Source organism: Peribacillus sp. FSL E2-0218 (assembly GCF_037992945.1).
Classification (GTDB): Bacteria; Bacillota; Bacilli; order Bacillales; family DSM-1321; genus Peribacillus; species Peribacillus simplex_B.
This window is the reverse complement of record NZ_CP150304.1, coordinates 4003725-4022228: the sequence shown is the minus strand read 5'-3', so window position 1 is coordinate 4022228 and position 18504 is coordinate 4003725. Positions and strand designations below refer to the sequence as shown.

The following is an 18504-nucleotide window of genomic DNA, read 5'->3' as shown; positions in this document are numbered from 1 at the left end:
TTGAAAGGCATTATTCAAATCATGGAGTGAAAACTTGTATCTGGTAAGCTTGATGATAATCATTCTTATCTAATTCGGTTATGAGAAAAGCCAGGAATTTGTTCTTTTTGGCTTTTTTAAAATGGAAAGAGGGAGCTGAAAGGGATTGGGAGTCTTTAACTGTTAATTTGTGTCTTTGCAATTGGTCCTCATTAATTGATAAAATAATGTGTCTTGATGAAAAGATGATGAGGAGCGATATACTTACAATGGAAAGTGGGATTTTATGATCAACCTGCATCAAGTGAGTAAGAAGTTTTCACAGTTTCAGGCCATTAAGTCTGTCACTTTGACCATACCAAGAGGGGAAATTCATGGCATAATCGGGGCAAGCGGAGCAGGGAAATCAACGCTGCTGCGACTGATGAATTTGCTGGAGACCCCAGATGCGGGCGAGGTGGAGATAAACGGCCAAAGCTTGACAATATTGAACAATAAAGGACTTCGAGAGGCAAGGAAGTCGATCGGGATGATCTTTCAGCATTTTAATCTTGTCGCAAACAAAACGGTTCATGACAATGTGGCAGCGTCTTTGGAGCTGGCAAGTTACCCAAAGAAGGAACGTCGGGGCCGTGTGGCAGAGTGCCTTCGATTCGTCGGATTGGAGGGTGAGATGGAGAAATACCCTGCACAATTAAGCGGGGGGCAAAAGCAGCGGGTTGCCATTGCACGGGCATTGGCAAATAACCCGCAAGTGCTGTTATGTGATGAACCGACCTCGTCCCTTGATCCAAATACAACGGCTGAAATATTAGAGGTACTGGCGAATATAAACGAACGTTTCGGTGTGACGATTGTGATTGTCAGTCATGAACTGGATGTCATCAAAAGTATATGCAACCGTGTAACGGTCATGGCAGCTGGTGAGATACATGACACTGTCATGATCGAACCGACGGGGATTGAAAAAAGCGATAATCGTCCAGAGTACTTCATCGAACAATTAGCTGAGAAGGGCGGGATCGGTCATGCCTGAGATTTTAGTGCAATATGAGGCAGAAATCTGGCAGTCGATTGCCGCAACGATTACGATGGTTGGTGTGTCCATCTTAGCTGCAATCGTGATTGGATTGCCGGTCGGGACCTTGCTGTTTCTTTGCCGGAAGGGCCAGCTGCTTGATAACCCGTGGGCTTTTTCGATTTTGAATTTATTGGTCAATATTATTCGTTCTTTCCCATTTTTGTTATTGGTCGTTTTTTTGATCCCGTTTACAAGACTCTTGATCGGCACAGCCATTGGTACGGCAGCGGCTTGCGTTCCATTGGCGATTATTGCGATTGCCCATTATTCACGTTTGGTCGAGCAATCTTTATTGGATGTGCCGAAGGGTGTGATCGAGGCAGCCATTTCCATGGGGGCTTCCGTGAAGGATGTCATCTTTCAATTTCTATACGTGGAGGCACGCTCAGGGCTGGTCCTTGGACTGACGACATCAATTATCAGCTTCATTTCCTATTCAACGATCATGGGCGTGGTCGGAGGCGGCGGTATCGGCGATTTCGCCATCAGGTACGGCTATCAGCAGTTTCAAACAGAGCTGATGATTTATATGATCATCATTATGATCATTCTCGTACAGCTGATCCAATTCATTGGCACAGCTGCAGCCAGAATGATCGACAAAAGATAAATAATGGAGGAAACCATCATGAAAAAAATACTCTTTCTCATGGCAGCAATGATGCTGCTTTTAGCAGGGTGCGGCAAGGCGAATGAAGAAAAAGAGAAAGAAACTGCGCAAAAAGAGGAGAAGGAAGAGGTAACATTGAAAGTGGCCTCACTCATCCCGCCGATGACGGAAATACTAGAGCTTGTTAAACCAAAACTGGCAGAGGAAGGCATTAACCTCGATATAGTCGTATTGAGTGATAATGTCCAGCCGAATACCGCACTCGCGGCAAAAGAAGTCGATGTGAACTTCTTCCAGCACGTTCCGTATATGGAGGAATTCAATCGAAACAAAAATGCCGAGCTTGTTCCAGTGAAACCGATTTACTTCGCCAATTATGGTGTATATTCCAAGAAATACGACTCCATGGATAAAATGCCGGAGGGTGCCGTCATTGCGATCGCAAATGACGTATCGAACATCGATCGGTCATTATCATTGCTGGCACAGCATAAAGTGATCACGTTGAAGGAAAAAAAGGGCCCATACTATACGATATCTGATATTACGGAAAACCCTAAAAATTATAAGTTTAAAGAAGTGGATTTATTGATGCTGGCAAGAACGTATGATGAAGCTGATGCGATCGTGATCACACCCGCTTACGCTGCACCGCTTGGTTTGACGCCAAAAAATGACGCTCTTCTCACGGAGGGTGTTGAAAATGACTTTGCAATTACCTTGGTGGCACGCAAGGATAATGTCGACTCCGAACCGGTCCAAAAGCTGGCAAAGGCGATGACAAGCCCGGAGGTACGCAAATTCTTAGAAGAAAAGTATAGCGAAACGGCCATACCGGCCTTTTGAATGTTAGGCAACGAAAGGGCCATTCCACTGGGAATGGCCCTTTTTTCTTGTTCTATCAAAGAAAATAATCGACTATAAAAAAAATTTATGTTGTATTATTTCAAGTTACATATTATGATGATTTTCGAGAATGATAATCATTATCAAATATATTTAGTCAAATTTATTCATCATACAGGAGGTGAATGTAGTAAGAAATGGCTACAAACGGAGCAAGTAAAAGTAATTACTATTATTTTGTTATTTTATTTTTAATAGGTTTGATTATGGTATCCGCCGTCTACTCGGTTTCGATAGGGCAGGTGCATATCCCTTTCAAGCAATCGATGGAGATCATGCTTCATACATTGACGAATGGCAGATGGGGTTCACTGAATGTCGAAAATGAATCCTATTTAAATATTATTTTACAAGTTCGAATGCCGCGCGTTATTTTTGCCCTGCTGATTGGTATGGGACTATCGTTGTGCGGAGCTGTGATGCAGGCCGTCGTGCAAAATCCGCTGGCTGATCCCTATATCCTGGGCATTTCATCAGGAGCTTCCCTGGGGGCAACCTTTGCCATCCTTGTCGGACTTGGAAGCGGTGCGATCCTATCGCAATTCGGAGTGGCATTCGGAGCATTTACAGGGGCCATGCTGACATCGATAGCGGTACTGGTTTTATCGAGTATCGGCGGTAAAGCAACATCAGTCAAGCTCGTCCTATCAGGTGTTGTCATTGGTGCATTATGCAGTTCCTTCTCAAGCCTGATCATCTACTTCGCCAACAATGCGGAAGGCATTAAAACCGTCACCTTTTGGTCGATGGGAAGCCTGGCATCATCAAGCTGGGGAAAAACACCGATCCTGGCAATCATCGTATTGCTTGGTTGCGCGTTGTTCCTCTTCCAGCATCGGGTGCTGAATACGATGCTGCTAGGCGATGAATCCGCGATCACGCTAGGGATTAACTTAAGCGCCTATCGTAAATTTTACATGATCGTTACAGCCCTTATCACGGGAACGATGGTGGCATACGCAGGAATGATTGGTTTTGTAGGGTTGATCATCCCTCATATAACTCGGGGGATATTTGGTGCAGACCATAAACGATTAACGTTAGGAACCATTTTGTTGGGCGGACTGTTTTTAATTTGGGCGGACATCTTGTCAAGAACGTTGATCACCAATGTTGAACTGCCCATTGGAATCATTACATCTGTTATTGGTTCGCCATTATTCATCTACATGATTGTGAAAAAAGGCTACAATTTCGGAGGGTGAAACATGCAATTAATCGCGAAAGATATGGGAATAAAAATTGGCAAGAAGGAAATTGTGAAGGACATATCAATTCTAGTAAAGAAACAACAATTTGTTGGCTTGATCGGTCCGAACGGCTGTGGCAAATCAACTCTATTAAAAAGTATTTATAAAAGCCTATCCCCTCATAAAGGTACGGTTCTATTAGACGATATGGATGTTTTGAAAACCTCTGAAAAGAAGGTTTCACAGCAACTGGGTGTCGTGGGCCAATTCAATGAAGTGAATTTCGATCTGACGGTGCACCAAATGGTCATGCTGGGCAGAACGCCGCATAAGAAAATGCTGGAGTCCGATAAACAAGAAGATTTCATGATCGTGGAAGAATCGCTGGCACGAACCAATCTGCTTGATTACAAGGACCGCAGTTTCCTATCACTTTCCGGCGGTGAGAAGCAAAGGGTCATACTAGCAAGGACGATTGCCCAGCAGCCGAAATTCATGATATTGGATGAACCGACGAATCACTTGGATATTCGCTATCAGATCGAAATTTTATCATGTGTAAGGAATTTACAAATCGGAGTGCTTGCAGCCCTACATGACCTGGAAATGGCTGCCCATTATTGTGACTACCTTTATGCCATAAAAGATGGAGAAGTCTACGCACAGGGTACGCCTGAAGAGGTCCTGACACCTGACACAGTCGAAGCATTGTATAAAATCAAGTGCCAAACGTATATCAATCCAGTTACGAATGGATTAGGTTTTGCGTATGGCGTATAAAATAGGAGGAAGACAATTGAAAAAGAGATTATTACTAGGAGTCGGGTTGGCGGCGATGTTAACGCTGACAGCCTGCGGAACATCAACCAAGACTAGCTCTGAAGAGAAACAGGAACCAAAAAGCCAATACCCATTAACCATTGAAAACTTCACGAAAGCTGAAGGCGGGACAACGTGGGAGAAAAAGGATCAAGTCTTCGATAAAGCACCTGAACGAGTCATGGCTAATACAAGACCGGCAGCAGAACTGTTATTGCATCTAGGATTAGGTGACAAAATTGTCGGTGTCGGCGCAAACTTCGGAGCGCCCGATAAAGCAGTCGAAAAAGAATACGATAAACTAAAAATGCTGAGTGACGAGTATGTAGGGAAAGAAGTTACATTAGGAACGGATCCAGATCTAGTCTACGGTCGCGGCGGTTTATTCGATAACGCTGATTGGGGAGTGGGAACAGTCGATTCACTTAATGAAATGGGCGTTAAAACGTACGTGCTGAATTCATCCGTCACGGGAGGAACGTATAATTCCATCTATAAAGATATTGAAAACCTCGGTAATCTGTTTAATGTACAAGACAAGGCAGATGGTTTCATTAAAGAACTAAAGGCTAAACAAGATTCGATCACTTCCAAATTATCAAGTATTAAAGAAGAAGAAACGTTCGCTTATTTACATATGAGTGATCCGAAAGAAGTGTATGTATACGCAGCTCATGACGAAACCTTCTTTAATGACTCATTTTCAATGGTTAAGCTAAATAATATTTTCAAAGATGAAAAGGGAGAGGTTAGTGTAGAAAGGCTGATTGAAGCTGATCCGGATGTATTGATCATTCCTGATTGGAGCACCGCTGATGGAGTAAGTGCAGATAAGATTAAAGCAGCACTATATGCAAATGAAAAGCTATCCAGCATGAAAGCAATCAAAAACAAACAAATTTATGCCGTCGATTACAACTATATGTTCAGCTATAGCTACAGTACGATAGAAGGAATGGAAATGTTAGCGAAGGAAATGCATCCAGATTTGTTTAAATGATCGTTACGGATCATATCATGTTAGATTAAGATTTTAATAGGAAGTGAATGAGGGAGATTTTCGTTGAAAATAGGTTACTTTCACGGAAATCTTCTTTCTTACTTTAAAGGAGGAAATCCTGGTTGTTATGTTAAAAGACTTTTTTGCTTACTATAAGCCGTATAAATGGTTATTCATCATTGATTTTTCTTGTGCGATTTTGGCCGCCTTACTGGAGCTCGCCTTTCCCTTGGCCTTCAATAAGGTGATCGATGATTTATTGCCTACAGGTAACTGGACCTTTATCATCTGGGCGTGCATTGGTTTATTGGGCATTTATGTAGTGACGGCCTTCCTGCATTATGTCGTTACATACTGGGGGCATATGCTCGGAATCAATATCGAGACGGATATGCGCAGAAAGCTATTCAACCATGTTCAGAAATTGTCCAATCGCTTTTTTGATAATACGAAGACAGGCCACCTCGTTTCACGGATGACCAATGATTTAATGGACATAGGGGAAATTGCCCATCATGGACCTGAGGACTTGTTCATTGCCGTGATGACACTGTTTGGCGCCTTTGGTTTAATGCTCTCCATCAATTGGAAACTCGCTTTATTAACATTCATCATCATTCCATTCTTAATTAGCCTATCCATTTACTTTAGTAAAAAAATGTCACATGCCTTCAATCAAATGTTTGCGGATATTGCAGATTTCAATGCAAGAGTCGAAAACAATGTTAGCGGCATTCGTGTCGTCAAGGCATTTACGAATGAAACACACGAAATGGAAAAATTCGCAGTGAACAATGGCCGTTTTCGTAAAACAAAGCTTGTTGCCTATAAGGTCATGGCCTGGAATTTCTCTATTAGTCATATGCTGATGAAGATCATTTCATTGTTTGTCCTAGGGTGCGGAACTTGGTTCGTCATTTATGGACAAATGACGTTTGGTGAATTCATCGCATTCGTGCTGCTTTCCAATGTATTCCTGACACCGATTAACCAAATCAACTCCGTGATCGAAACCTATCCAAAGGGAATCGCAGGCTTCCGCCGTTATTTGGAATTGCTGAACACGGCACCAGATGAGCTCGATGCACCGGATGCCATCGATGTGAAGCATGTAAAAGGAGACATCACATACAAAAATGTCACATTCGGTTACGAGGGAAAAGGAAACGTCCTCAGCCATATCACTTTCAGCGTAAACAACGGCGAAACCATCGCCCTTGTCGGCCCGTCCGGAGCTGGAAAAACGACGATTTGCAGCTTGCTTCCGCGATTTTATGATATAGATTCAGGCGAGATCGAAATCGATGGCATCAACATCAAAAGCATGACCATGGAATCCCTGCGTCATCATATCGGAATCGTCCAACAAGATGTCTTTCTATTTGATGGAACGATCAGGGACAACCTTACCTATGGAAAACTGGATGCAACCGACGAGGAAATCTGGGATACAGTAAGACGCGCCCAGCTAGAAGAGATCATTCACAATATGCCTGATGGCTTGGACACATTGATCGGGGAACGCGGCGTCAAACTATCAGGAGGTCAAAAACAAAGGGTCTCCATCGCCCGCATGTTCTTGAAAAACCCGCCGATCCTCATCCTTGATGAAGCCACATCTGCTCTGGATTCCGAAACGGAAGCAGCGATCCAAAAAGCCTTGAACGAACTATCCAAAGGGAGAACCACACTCGTGATTGCCCATCGACTGGCGACGATCAAAAATGCCGATCGAATCCTCGTCATCACCGAAGAGGGAATAACCGAACAAGGAACTCATCATGAGCTGATTGAAGTCGGCGGAAAGTACAGCAAGCTTCATCAAGCACAGTTTCAATGGGTGTAATCAATCAAACCTCTGACTTCTGTCAGGGGTTTTTCATTTATGGGGTTATCGCAGAAAACAAGCTGGAGGTTCCAAATATGAAATTCTCTATTTCATTTTTGGAACTGACCGGTCATATGATTTTGTAATCATTATGCCAGTAAAGGAGGCGGTGGGAATATCGATCCTAACGTATCTTCTTATTGGCTTGTATATGACCGGAAAAGGTTATTATTTAGACGGACACGCTCCAGAAATATTGGTTTTTGGAAGTTTCGGTTTTTAGGGCTTACTGTATTAATTCAGGCGGTTTGAATGCTAGCTTTACTAGGCGAATTGTCGAGTAAGCACCTAAGATGGGCGGAAAGTACAGCAAACTTCATCAAGCACAGTTTTAATGGGTGTAATATATCAAACCTCTGACTTTTGTTAGTGGTTTTTCATTTATGGGGATCCAAATATCGCAGAAGCAAGCTGGAAGTTCCGAATGTGAAATTCCCTATTTCATTTTTGGAACTGACCGGTCATGGTATTTTGTTATCATTATGCCAATACAAATCAGTAATCGAGGGGTTGGGGGAGGCTTAAGAAGATGCTAACGGAAAGTATGAGTGTCTATTTATATGAGCCGTTTTACATATCGATTTTATTGCTGCTGCTTGGAATATTATATATAGGTATTTTAGTATATAGTTTTACAAAAGTTACATTTACTATCCTAGGCTATGGTTTAATCGGAATTTCCATATTAACGTATCTTCTTATTGGCCTGTATATGACCGGAAAAGAATATTATTTAGATAAGGATGCTCCAGACATATTGATTTTTGGAAGTTTCGATTTTTTAGAGCTTACTTTATTAACCTATCCTTATATATTTCTTACTTTGGCGGCGGTTCTCGGTAAAAAAGGTGAGTAATTAAATCTTAGCAAATTAAAAGAAGTATCAAAGAACTCCATGTTCTTGATACTTCTTTTTTCTTATTCATGGCGTTCGTAAGCTTTCTCCTACGCTGCCTTCTTTTGTTGTTTTTGGTCCAAGCGATAACTTAGGAACGTTAGCAGACTTGCACAAATGGCAACGAGCCCACCGACCCATGTCACATTCAGTAAACTTCCCTGATGATATACGACTCCGCCGAGTGCGGAACCAAAGGCGATACCGACATTGCTTGCGACTGGCATCAGGGAAGCGGCCAGCCCCGTAGCTTTTGGCTGATAAATGCCGGCAAGGTCTATCAAATAAAGCTGGGTGGAGGTTGTTAAAAGGATGGCCATCAATGACATCAACCCAATATTAATCAACCCAATGATCAAACTATTTGTGGTCCAATATAAACCAATCAGAACGACTGCCTGCACGAGGAACACGAACCGGAGGCGTCCGATTGCATTGTGGCTGGCAATTTTCCCTGCGAGTATGTTGCTGAAAATGGAAATGAATCCGTAGCCGAACAGTATCAAACTGATTGAACTGCTTGGTGCTTCCATTCCTTTCAGGATCGGAACAAGATACGTATAAACGGCATACGTCGCGCCAAAACCAAGAGATGGAATGAAAAAAGCCATCAAGATTCGCGGATGTGTCAGCAAAGCAAATTGCTCACGCATTGAACTGCGAACGGTACTGTGCATAACAGGCAATACGAAAAAAGCTGCCAAAAACGCAATAGCTCCGAGAAAAGTCGTTAACAGGAAGGAGGCATTCCAATTGTACCAATCAGCAATGACCGTGCCTATCGGTACCCCAATCACGTTTGCGAGCGTAAAACCGCCAAAAACGAATGATATCGCCAGTCCGCGTTTAGCAATCGGCATGGTTTCACTGGCAACAGTCATCGCAAGCGAAATCAACACGCCTGTTACGATCGCCGTCAGCATCCGAAGGGCAAGGAGCATGGTGTAGCTCGACGAAAACACGCACAAAGCATTCAGGACGATGAACGAACCGATCAGAAACAACATCCATTTACGCTTTGGAAAATGACTTGTTGCCGACATCACGAGTGGTGTAGCAATGGCAAACGTAAGCGCAAACGCAGAAACGAGTGTACCTGCTTTGGCATTCGTGATATGGAGACTCGAGGAAATATCGGTTAAAATCCCGACAATAATAAACTCGCTTGTCCCGAGAACGAAGGTTAATAAAGTGAGTGTTAAGATGAGCAACCAATGTCGCTTCGTTAATTCTGTGGTGTGCATAAAAACCTCTTTTCTTAGCTGAATGTAAAAGTATACAGAGCAGATAAACAATTTACCTATCATACCATAAAAACATTTTTACGAGGAAAACCATTGCTTAGTTATCGTTGGTTATTTATTGGTAAAAGATGTTGTGTTAAAAACCTCACTAAATATGGTGTGAATTCCCCTTCAAATCTTGAATAAATGAAGAAACTCTTCTAAACTATATATAATCCACAATTTAACAATAAAAAAACATACATACAAAAAAATCTAGTTAGTAGAAAAGCAGTTGAAAGGACTTTCCACTATGTCACTGATATACGAATCTCAAACACTTTTATCTGCCATGCAAACGCGTGTCGAACAATATAAAACGATACAAGAACAGCTCAGCGAATTGAAAAAAGGATTCCAGAGCATCGTTACTTTGGATCAAGAGCTGCAAGGGCAAGGCGCCGAGGCCATCAAAGGGTTTTACAAAGCGCAGATCGATGTCGTCGATGCCTGGCTGCGCCTGATCCATCGGCATATTGCCTTCTTTAGTGGCATTCAAGGCGACGCAACCGAAGCGAACCTTCATGAAACCGTGGTCACGGTCCCTTTTTTAGAAGAAGAACTGGATAACGCCAATCGCAATGCCAAGGAAATGGTCATAGCCCAGAAAAACGACCTAAAAAAAATATTCGCCGAAATTGATGACATCATTCAGTTACAGCCATTTTCCGATGATGCGTTCTTTGAAAATATCGAGAAAGCTGAAACAAAACGGACCCAAACGATAGACAAAGTAAACGAAATCGATCATAAATGGACGACTGAATATGCCAAATCCGAAGCGGACCAAGTTGCATTAACGGCACTAATGGAACAACTGAAACTATCCAGCACAAGAGGAGGAGAAGTATCTCCGCTCTACTTTAACGCAACAGCCTACAAAAATAGCGAAGCCTATAAAAACCTGGAAGTAAGGAAAAAAGAAACCGCGGAATATCTCCAGGTGAAACAAGCGGAAGCGGAGAATCGCCGAATCAAAGACCTGAAGGCCCAGCTCGATCGTGTCATAGATCCAGACGAGTACCTCAAAATCGCCAAGCAAATCGGCTACGAAAACCTAGCACCCACCCAGCAACAGCTGGTCATGCAGCTAGAAAACGCCAAACAAACCGCAGACATCGCCAAAGGAATCGGCGTTGGCCTGTTCGATGTAGGAAAAGACTTCGTCACAGGCATTTATGACCTCGTCACAGACCCAGGGCAAGCGGTTGAAGGCGTAGCAAACTCAATACTGCACCCAATTCAAACCTATAAATATATCTCCAAAGCCATATCAGATTCATACGAACGAGATATGATAAATGGCGACGCCTACTCCCGCTCCCACTGGGTAACCTATGCCCTTGGAACAGTTGTCACATCAGTGGTGGGGACAAAAGGAGCGGGTGCTGTAGCGAAAACTGGGGTAGCCACAACCAAAGCCGCTGCAGTAAAAGGCGCAACGAAAGTAAAAGAACTAGCCTCGATTCCTAATTTGTTGCCTTATAATCCGAAAAACCAGCTGTCGATGGCAGGTGGAGTACCTTATAATGTGGTTGATGGGGTTGGGTTGAAGGAACGGTTGGTTTCGATGGCTAGGGTGGAGTCTGAACTAAATGGTAAGAGTAAGGGTAAAATTGATTATGATTTAGCTAAAGATTATATTAGAAATGTCGAGACAATAACAGGATTAAAGATTCATAAATCTCAAACGGAACAATTAAAGGAAGCCCTAAGAAATCATAAATTTGAAAAAATGACACCGATTGAGACTATTAAACATAGAAACAAGTTTAACAGTGTAAAAGACAAACTAATAAGTGAATGGGAAGGAAAAACAGGACAAAAATGGCCCCGTTATACTGAAGAAGTTTATGATAAGAACGGTAGAGTCGCAAGAGATATCGGGCAACCTTATGATGCGCATCATATTATAGAAAATAATTTTGGTGGTCCACATGAATGGTGGAATATACATCCTGCCAAATTTCCTGATGAACATCAGGCAGGCATTCATGGTAAAGGATCTCCATCAAATAAATTGTTTCCAAGGAGGTAATTGATAGTGGCTAAATTTGATTATATTAAAAATAGTAATCATAAGTTTTTTCCATTAAAAGAAAAAGACCTTATTAAAGCGGAGGAAAGACTCGGATTTAGATTTCCCTCTGAACTAAGGGAGTTTTACTTAGAAGTTGGTTATGGTTTTTTTAAAGGCAATAATGAGAATTCAATAAGTAGATTAATGGATCCTGATACTATTGCAGATATTACACTAAGGGAAGGTATCTATGAGTATGACCCTGACTTAGAGGGGATATATGAAGAAGCAGACAAACTTGTTTTTTATGAAGTAAACGAAGGTGTATATTTAACACTTGATCTAAATGATACTCAAAGGACCTCTGTACACTTCTTTGACAATAAAATAGCTGATTCATTAGAGAGTTTTATAAAAAAAGTTGATGAAGACAATGAATACTTTTTTGATATTTGAGGATTATGTTTACCCTTCAAAACGGTTTAAAAGAAAGGAGGAGTACATATGCCTCAGTGGAAAGACTTATTGATAGAAGTAGAAAAAATTGAAGGGAAATATGATGGTTCACTTAGGAATTCAGTATCGAATTCAGAAATTATAAAAATGAAACAAACCATTCAGCAGAAACTTGGAAACATTATTATTCCTGAGTCTTATATTGAATTTCTAAAGAAAGTAAATGGATTAGACTTTAATGGATTAGTAATCTATGGGGTTGATGAAACGCTACTTGATAACGAAGTAGATGAAGAGGTTCAGGGGTTTATTGAAACAAACGAGTTTTGGTATGAAAATGATTGGCAAAAGCAATACATATTTATGGGGGATTCTGATATTGCATGGTTTTGTTATGACCTAAATGAGAGAGTATATGTAGAACTTGATAAACCCTCTGGAACTTTAATTCAGTTCTTTGATAGTTTCGATTCTATGTTGAGTGATGCACTTGAAGCAAGCCTTCTGTAATTCTATACGTCGAAAGTTATAAAGAAGGATCATATAATGCTAGGATTGGGTGACATGACATTTTTTCCGAAGGGAATTTTAATAACAAGGCAATGCACTTAATTAAAGTATAGTTAAGCTAAAAAAACATAAACAAAGCACTTGATTGTCTAAATTAGGCAACAAGTGTTTTTTACTATTAAACAAAAACACTATTCACGACAAAGGCATGGGGCCATTATTTGAAGCATCAATTAGAAGAAGCTAATTTAGCAGGATTCTTAACACTGGATGAAAGAAGATATTATAACTGCTGAAATGGATGAAAATTAAAGAGCAATGATGAAACCTGCACTACTTCTAATTAAATCTTAATTCGAATCTAAGAATTAATAGATCAAATCTATTAGTCCTTTTTTATAATCTTATACATATTCATTTGAATAATTATTTTATCATATATAAATCAGGTATTTACTGGTAAAATATTATTAGATTCCAAGATTGAAGATTTAAAAATGAGTCTTCTGAATTATAATTAAATATATACATAGATGGAGGTTTCTGTATTGCTTTTAAAAGATATAAGTATACAAAATTATAGGAAGTTTAAAAATGAATCATTTTCAATGGCTGACGAAGTTACTTTGCTTGCGGGTGCTAATAATAGTGGTAAAACCTCTATGATTAATTTAATTGGTTCGGTATTGCAGAATGGTAAAACGGCATTTCTTATTTCGGACATACCAGTTAAGCTTTCTAAGGAATGGGTTGATAAAGTATATGAAACATTTTACAGCTGCTTTGAAGAGAACCAAGATATAGTGCCAACAGTGGAAAAAATCACGAACAAACTATTTGATATGGATTCTCCTACTCCTAGCAAGGAGTTACTAATACCTGTGACATCAATACGGATTAAAATCGATTATAACGAAAAAGACGATATTAGAAATTTTGCCGATTTTATTATGGATTTAAATCCTGATAATAGAAGTGTTTATTTTGAGTATTCATTTGAGCCAACTATAATTTCCTTTGGACAAGCTTTAGAAGATAATTTCAAAAAATTGAAAAATAGATACACTAAGACTAAGTCTTCAGATGATACAACAATGAAGATTGAGCAATTTAAAGAGATGATATTGTCTACATATGAAGCAAGTATCCTTGAGAAATGTTATTTTTGCGACAGCGACTTTACAGATACAAATAAAGTAGAAATTGAAGTTACTACATTTAGGAAGCTCTTTAATTATAAATATATTAATGCGGGTAGATCTCTCGATGACCAAAACAATGGTAACTACAGAAGTTTAAGTAAAAATATGGTGGAGCTTGCTAAGCATAATGAAAAATTAGGTCCTTTATTAGAAGATTTGCCTGATCAAATACTTAGTCCCATACGAGATGCGCAAATTATAGATACTGTCAGGGATGCTTCTATTAAAGGTCTTAGCGAGGCAGTGAAAACTATTGCTAAAGCAAATGGTGGGAATACAGCTAGTATGATCCTTGATATAGATATCAATGAGGATACGATAACATCCCTTCTTAATCAAATAACCAACACGAAATATAATTATGAAGGATATTATCTTAACGAAGCTTCCCAAGGGCTTGGGTATAGCAATATGATATATATACTTTTACAACTAGAATCATATAAACGTAAAATTAATCCCTTATTAGTAAACCTATTCGTGATAGAGGAACCTGAATCGCATATGCATCCCCAAATGCAAAGGATTTTCGGGAAATATTTAAAAGAATATTATCTTGAGAAAAAGATTCAGGGGTTAATAAGCACTCATTCTGGAGAAATGGTACGCCTCACCGAAATGAAAAATCTAAGAGTTTCACGACCAAAAAATCAGTTGGAAAGTAAAATTTATGATTTCTCTTCTTTTAAAGATAGTTTAAGTGGCGATACCACTCTTGATAATTTTTATGATTGGTTTTATGAAATTGGATTTTCTGATATTGTTTTTGCGGATAGAGTCATTCTTTACGAGGGCGATACGGAACGATTGCTCATAAGGAAGTTATTAACCTTAAATAAGTATAATGAACTTAATCAAAAATATATAGCGTATGTTCAGGTTGGCGGTGCTTACGCACACAAATACAGTAAGGTAATTGAATTTTTGAAAATAAAAACACTTATTTTAACTGATTTAGATTACAAAAAAAGTGCAGCTACTGAACAAGCTGTAAAAGATTCTAAAACTACAAATGCAACGATTAACAGCTACTACTGTAAGTCAAAAAAAGAAAAGGAAAATCCAACAGTCCGAAAGCTATATGACTGGAAAGAAAATAAAGAAAATGAATTGTTCGAAGGATTAGCTCTAGTTAGCTTTCAAGGCAAACCAGAAAAGTATGCGCGTACTTTAGAGGAGGCTATGCTTTCTATATATTATGGTTTTGATGCTCTAGAGAAAAAAGATAGAAATGTTTGGATTGAACTCAGAAAGAAAGATAAATTAAAATTTACTATTCCAAATCCTGTTAAATCAAAAGAAGGTAATTCAGAGACTGATATCCTAGATGATTCAGAGTATGATAATGTAATTGATGATCTGGAGTTTGATAATGTAATTGATGATTCAGAGATCGATACACCAATTGAAAATAATGCTAAAACTGATGAAAAATATAACATTAGAGATATTGTAAGACATACCGGAAATTCAAAGACTGATTTTATGTATTCAGTTATTCTAAATGGTTTGATTGAAAAAATGCTTCCTAACTATATAGAGGAGGGATTAAATTGGCTTCAGAAATAATGGATAATATCTTTCTCGTTAATGCGCCTGCAGGCAGTGGGAAAACTACGAAAATTAAATCTATGATCGTAAATCATAAATTAGAATCTCCGGATAATAACATACTTTGTATTACTTATACAAAAAGAGCTGCTGAAGAGTTAAAAAAAGGTCTAAATTTAGAGGGTATTCATATAAGTACAATTCATTCATTTCTCCACCAATTCTTAAAAATATATTTTCGTAAGAGTGAATTAAAAGAATTGTACTTAGAATTGTTCGGTGATCTTATTAGGGATAATATTGTAAATATAGAACAGAAAGAAAATATAGATGCTAGAAACCAGAGGTATATTGATAAATATGGGAGTTTATCTTTTGATGTAGTAAAAGCAAATATAGGTGCCATTTATTATAATGAGTCTTCTAACGATTATTTATACAAAGGAGGTTTATCTCATGATAGTTTAATATTGTTTTCAGAAAAGCTTTTTGAAAAGTTTCCAAAGATTAAGAAAAGGTTAACACAAAAGTATCAAAGGATTTTTATAGATGAGTACCAAGACTCATCTTCAAGTGTACTAAGAATGTTTTATAATGCAGTTATTGATACTACTTCAAGCCTTTATTTTCTTGGTGATAAGATGCAACAAATATATACGAATTATGATGGCTCGTTTGAAGATGAATTAAAAACCCTGAATACAAGTATAAAACTCGATATTAATTATCGATCAATACCGGATATCGTTTCTCTTCTGAATAATATCTATAATGACAAAGAAAATGAACAAAATCCATCTCCCAAAAATAATGTGCTAAAACCTGACCATCCCCCGAGAGTAATATTATCTAATAATATTCAAGCTAGATTAGAGTCAGAACATTCAATTTATCCGGATGCTTTGTTACTATTTTTATTAAACCAACAAAGATTCGATTCAATAGGGGCGGGAGAATTATATAGACAAACTAAAAGAATGGATAAATATTCACACGGAAAACAAATCACTGCTGTTGACGTCTTATCCGATAATACTAACGAAAATTCAGATCCTCTTTTCAAGTTGCTTTTTGTAGTGGATAAAGTTCTGTGTAATTATAAGAATTCTAATTTGGGGATTATAATTAAATATATCAAAATGAATCGTAAAATATTTGATATAAATAAGTGCACAATAACTAGTCATGAGGATATAGTTAGCTTAAACATGATATTGAATCAAATATCTGATGCCTTTCAAAAAGAAAGCTCAATAAACGATTTTTTGTTAACTCTAAGCAACATAAGCATTTTCAAAACTAATTATTTAGATAGTATAGATGAAGAATATACAAGAGTATTATCAGTTGAATTAAAGGAATTTAAGGCATTATCGAATTATTTGAGTGACCCAAAAGTATCAACACAGCATGGTGTAAAAGGAGAAAGCCATAATTCTGTATATTTTATAGCTGAAGATTCTCTTTCAAAACCTATAGTTCATATGCATAATTTTTTCAAACTATGGACTAATACGGAATTAACTTTAGATTCGTTAGAGTCCTATTATTACGATTATAATAAATGGATTGAAGATACAGTTAGTCATTTAGGTTGTAAACCTTCAGATTTAAAGAAAGATTCCCATAGTACTAATGCAATGTATCTAAAAAGTAGGGTTGAGGAATTATGCAAACATTTTAAAGAGAATCCTATTTTTAAAAGTTTATGTGAAGAGCCTTATAATGAATACCTTATTAAACCTAATGTTACAAACATTAGAAAATGTTTCAAGGGTAGTACAGTATATGGTGTTCTGTCTGCGTTTAGACTTTTTTATGTGGGGTGTTCAAGAGCAAGAAGCAATTTGACTATTTTGATTGATAAGTCTAAGGTTGAAGAATTTTATGAAAATATAATTGCTAAGTTAAAGAGAACTGGTTTTAGTGTTGAAGTTGAAAGTAATGCTAAGATGTATGTAATAGATTCGCTTAAGCCGACCAAGGCTATTCAAAAAATCCCAATCGTATGATTGGGATTTTTTTGCCTATGCAGCTTAGAAAGAGAATTGTTCGTTTGCTCTAAATCTTTCTAAGGGAAAACCTAATCACTTTCGGTGTACAATTGAACAGGGGAAAAATTACAGTATGTAATGGGGAGCATCTGCCGATAAAAGAATTAAACTTTGCTGATTATAGGCATATAACTTCATATAGTATTACCATTGATAATTTAACAAGTTTGCAGCTAGGATTGATAAACTAACAGCTATTGGGATTGATCTAGGGGATACACCATCATGGAATATCTCAATTGATAGCTGAGGGTTTATGCTGATTATTTGTATGTTTCTTCACTTTTTGGAGCAACGAATAAAGGCATTAAGATCAAATGATTTAGAACTTATTGATGAACTAGACCATTTGAGTTTGTATATTGAGCATAACCTCTACACTAAAACTGCTGAATTGGGAAATGGTAAGATAGAACTTTGGCATGGGTATAGAGAGGAGTTAGATAATTACTTTTCAATGTTAGTATTTCCTCGTTGAAACGCCTAAGAAACCTTAACAAGGAATTCCTAGAAGATACAAGGAATTATAGAAATACTCGATAAACAGAGAAAAAGTGGATTTATCAGAGTTGCCATTGATCTACTTGATTTAAACGGTAATACACGAGTAGAGGTTAATAGTAAGATGAATACCTTGATGAAAAGACAAAAAGAAGTAAAAAGGGACATGCCTTTAAGTTTGTTTGGAGAAATCATAATTCCTTTCATTTATAATCAGGATGGCAATAGTAGATTTGTGAAGAAAAAGCAAAAGATTATGTACTTGCAACAATGTTATAACCAAATGATAACCCTAGGTTAGCTATAGCTATGTATTTAGATTACAACTCTAAGAGTAAATTATATAACGTGTATTTCAAATTTACTAAAGCTGAAATACCACCTGAAAAAGCTACAGAGTTTAGTGAATTAACTGAGAGGTATGCACCACATCGCATACCATCATATTAAAAGCAAAATGGTGTAAAGAAGATTGGAAGAAATGATTCGTGCCCGTGTGGAAGTGGTAAGGAGTATAAAAAATGCTGTGGGGATTAAAATATATTTACTTAAAAGGAAG

At 38.2% G+C, this 18504-nt stretch carries 14 protein-coding genes; 13 read left to right on the top strand and 1 reads right to left on the bottom strand.

What is annotated here, in order from left to right:
• Positions 1–265: 265 nt before the first annotated feature.
• The 8 genes from MHI53_RS19335 (at position 266) to MHI53_RS19300 (ending at position 8329) form a co-directional block, all read left to right on the top strand.
• A complete protein-coding gene (locus MHI53_RS19335) occupies positions 266–1015 on the top strand; it encodes an ATP-binding cassette domain-containing protein (RefSeq protein WP_340372000.1) in 750 nt (249 codons plus the stop codon).
• On the top strand, positions 1008–1670 hold the full coding sequence (locus MHI53_RS19330) for a methionine ABC transporter permease (protein ID WP_340371999.1): 663 nt from the start codon (positions 1008–1010) through the stop codon (positions 1668–1670). The genes MHI53_RS19335 and MHI53_RS19330 overlap by 8 nt, the downstream gene beginning before the upstream one ends.
• Positions 1671–1688: 18 nt before the next feature.
• Positions 1689–2516 (top strand): MetQ/NlpA family ABC transporter substrate-binding protein, encoded by an 828-nt coding sequence (locus tag MHI53_RS19325; RefSeq protein ID WP_340371998.1) that lies wholly within the window; start codon positions 1689–1691, stop codon positions 2514–2516.
• Between the two features lie 197 nt (positions 2517–2713).
• Positions 2714–3781: an iron ABC transporter permease gene (locus MHI53_RS19320; RefSeq protein WP_061140763.1), complete on the top strand. Its 1068-nt coding sequence runs from the start codon at positions 2714–2716 to the stop codon at positions 3779–3781.
• Positions 3782–3784: 3 nt separating this feature from the next.
• Entirely contained in the window at positions 3785–4546 is a 762-nt protein-coding gene (locus tag MHI53_RS19315; RefSeq protein ID WP_061140762.1) for an ABC transporter ATP-binding protein, read from the top strand.
• 16 nt (positions 4547–4562) lie between these two features.
• Positions 4563–5585, top strand: coding sequence for an ABC transporter substrate-binding protein (locus MHI53_RS19310; RefSeq protein ID WP_340371997.1), 1023 nt, complete (start codon positions 4563–4565; stop codon positions 5583–5585).
• A 127-nt stretch (positions 5586–5712) separates the two neighbouring features.
• The gene (locus tag MHI53_RS19305; RefSeq protein WP_061140760.1) at positions 5713–7431 is read left to right on the top strand and encodes an ABC transporter ATP-binding protein; all 1719 of its coding nucleotides are present in this window, start codon (positions 5713–5715) and stop codon (positions 7429–7431) included.
• 571 nt (positions 7432–8002) lie between these two features.
• Positions 8003–8329 (top strand): hypothetical protein, encoded by a 327-nt coding sequence (locus MHI53_RS19300; RefSeq protein WP_340371996.1) that lies wholly within the window; start codon positions 8003–8005, stop codon positions 8327–8329.
• Between the two features lie 89 nt (positions 8330–8418).
• Here MHI53_RS19300 and MHI53_RS19295 read toward each other — a convergent pair whose 3' ends face one another.
• Positions 8419–9612, bottom strand: coding sequence for an MFS transporter (locus MHI53_RS19295; protein WP_340371995.1), 1194 nt, complete (start codon positions 9610–9612; stop codon positions 8419–8421).
• 292 nt (positions 9613–9904) lie between these two features.
• Here MHI53_RS19295 and MHI53_RS19290 point away from each other — a divergent pair, with 292 nt between their 5' ends.
• From MHI53_RS19290 to MHI53_RS19270, 5 genes are all read left to right on the top strand, one after another.
• Complete coding sequence (locus tag MHI53_RS19290; RefSeq protein ID WP_340371994.1) at positions 9905–11689, top strand: T7SS effector LXG polymorphic toxin; 1785 nt, start codon at positions 9905–9907, stop codon at positions 11687–11689.
• Positions 11690–11695: 6 nt separating this feature from the next.
• Complete coding sequence (locus MHI53_RS19285; RefSeq protein ID WP_340371993.1) at positions 11696–12127, top strand: SMI1/KNR4 family protein; 432 nt, start codon at positions 11696–11698, stop codon at positions 12125–12127.
• Between the two features lie 48 nt (positions 12128–12175).
• Complete coding sequence (locus MHI53_RS19280) at positions 12176–12637, top strand: YrhA family protein (protein ID WP_340371992.1); 462 nt, start codon at positions 12176–12178, stop codon at positions 12635–12637.
• A gap of 548 nt (positions 12638–13185) precedes the next feature.
• Complete coding sequence (locus MHI53_RS19275; RefSeq protein ID WP_340371991.1) at positions 13186–15408, top strand: AAA family ATPase; 2223 nt, start codon at positions 13186–13188, stop codon at positions 15406–15408.
• Positions 15393–17402, top strand: a complete 2010-nt coding sequence (locus MHI53_RS19270; RefSeq protein WP_340371990.1) for an ATP-dependent helicase — start codon at positions 15393–15395, stop codon at positions 17400–17402. Before MHI53_RS19275 ends, MHI53_RS19270 begins: the two co-directional genes overlap by 16 nt.
• Positions 17403–18504: the final 1102 nt, after the last annotated feature.

What these genes read in the sequence shown, in the direction of transcription:
- MHI53_RS19335 (WP_340372000.1), top strand. Translation starts at nt 266, where the DNA reads ATGATCAACCTGCATCAAGTGAGTAAGAAGTTTTCACAGTTTCAGGCC.
- MHI53_RS19330 (WP_340371999.1), top strand. Translation starts at nt 1,008, where the DNA reads ATGCCTGAGATTTTAGTGCAATATGAGGCAGAAATCTGGCAGTCGATT.
- MHI53_RS19325 (WP_340371998.1), top strand. Translation starts at nt 1,689, where the DNA reads ATGAAAAAAATACTCTTTCTCATGGCAGCAATGATGCTGCTTTTAGCA.
- MHI53_RS19320 (WP_061140763.1), top strand. Translation starts at nt 2,714, where the DNA reads ATGGCTACAAACGGAGCAAGTAAAAGTAATTACTATTATTTTGTTATT.
- MHI53_RS19315 (WP_061140762.1), top strand. Translation starts at nt 3,785, where the DNA reads ATGCAATTAATCGCGAAAGATATGGGAATAAAAATTGGCAAGAAGGAA.
- MHI53_RS19305 (WP_061140760.1), top strand. Translation starts at nt 5,713, where the DNA reads ATGTTAAAAGACTTTTTTGCTTACTATAAGCCGTATAAATGGTTATTC.
- MHI53_RS19300 (WP_340371996.1), top strand. Translation starts at nt 8,003, where the DNA reads ATGCTAACGGAAAGTATGAGTGTCTATTTATATGAGCCGTTTTACATA.
- MHI53_RS19295 (WP_340371995.1), bottom strand. Translation starts at nt 9,612, where the DNA reads ATGCACACCACAGAATTAACGAAGCGACATTGGTTGCTCATCTTAACA.
- MHI53_RS19290 (WP_340371994.1), top strand. Translation starts at nt 9,905, where the DNA reads ATGTCACTGATATACGAATCTCAAACACTTTTATCTGCCATGCAAACG.
- MHI53_RS19280 (WP_340371992.1), top strand. Translation starts at nt 12,176, where the DNA reads ATGCCTCAGTGGAAAGACTTATTGATAGAAGTAGAAAAAATTGAAGGG.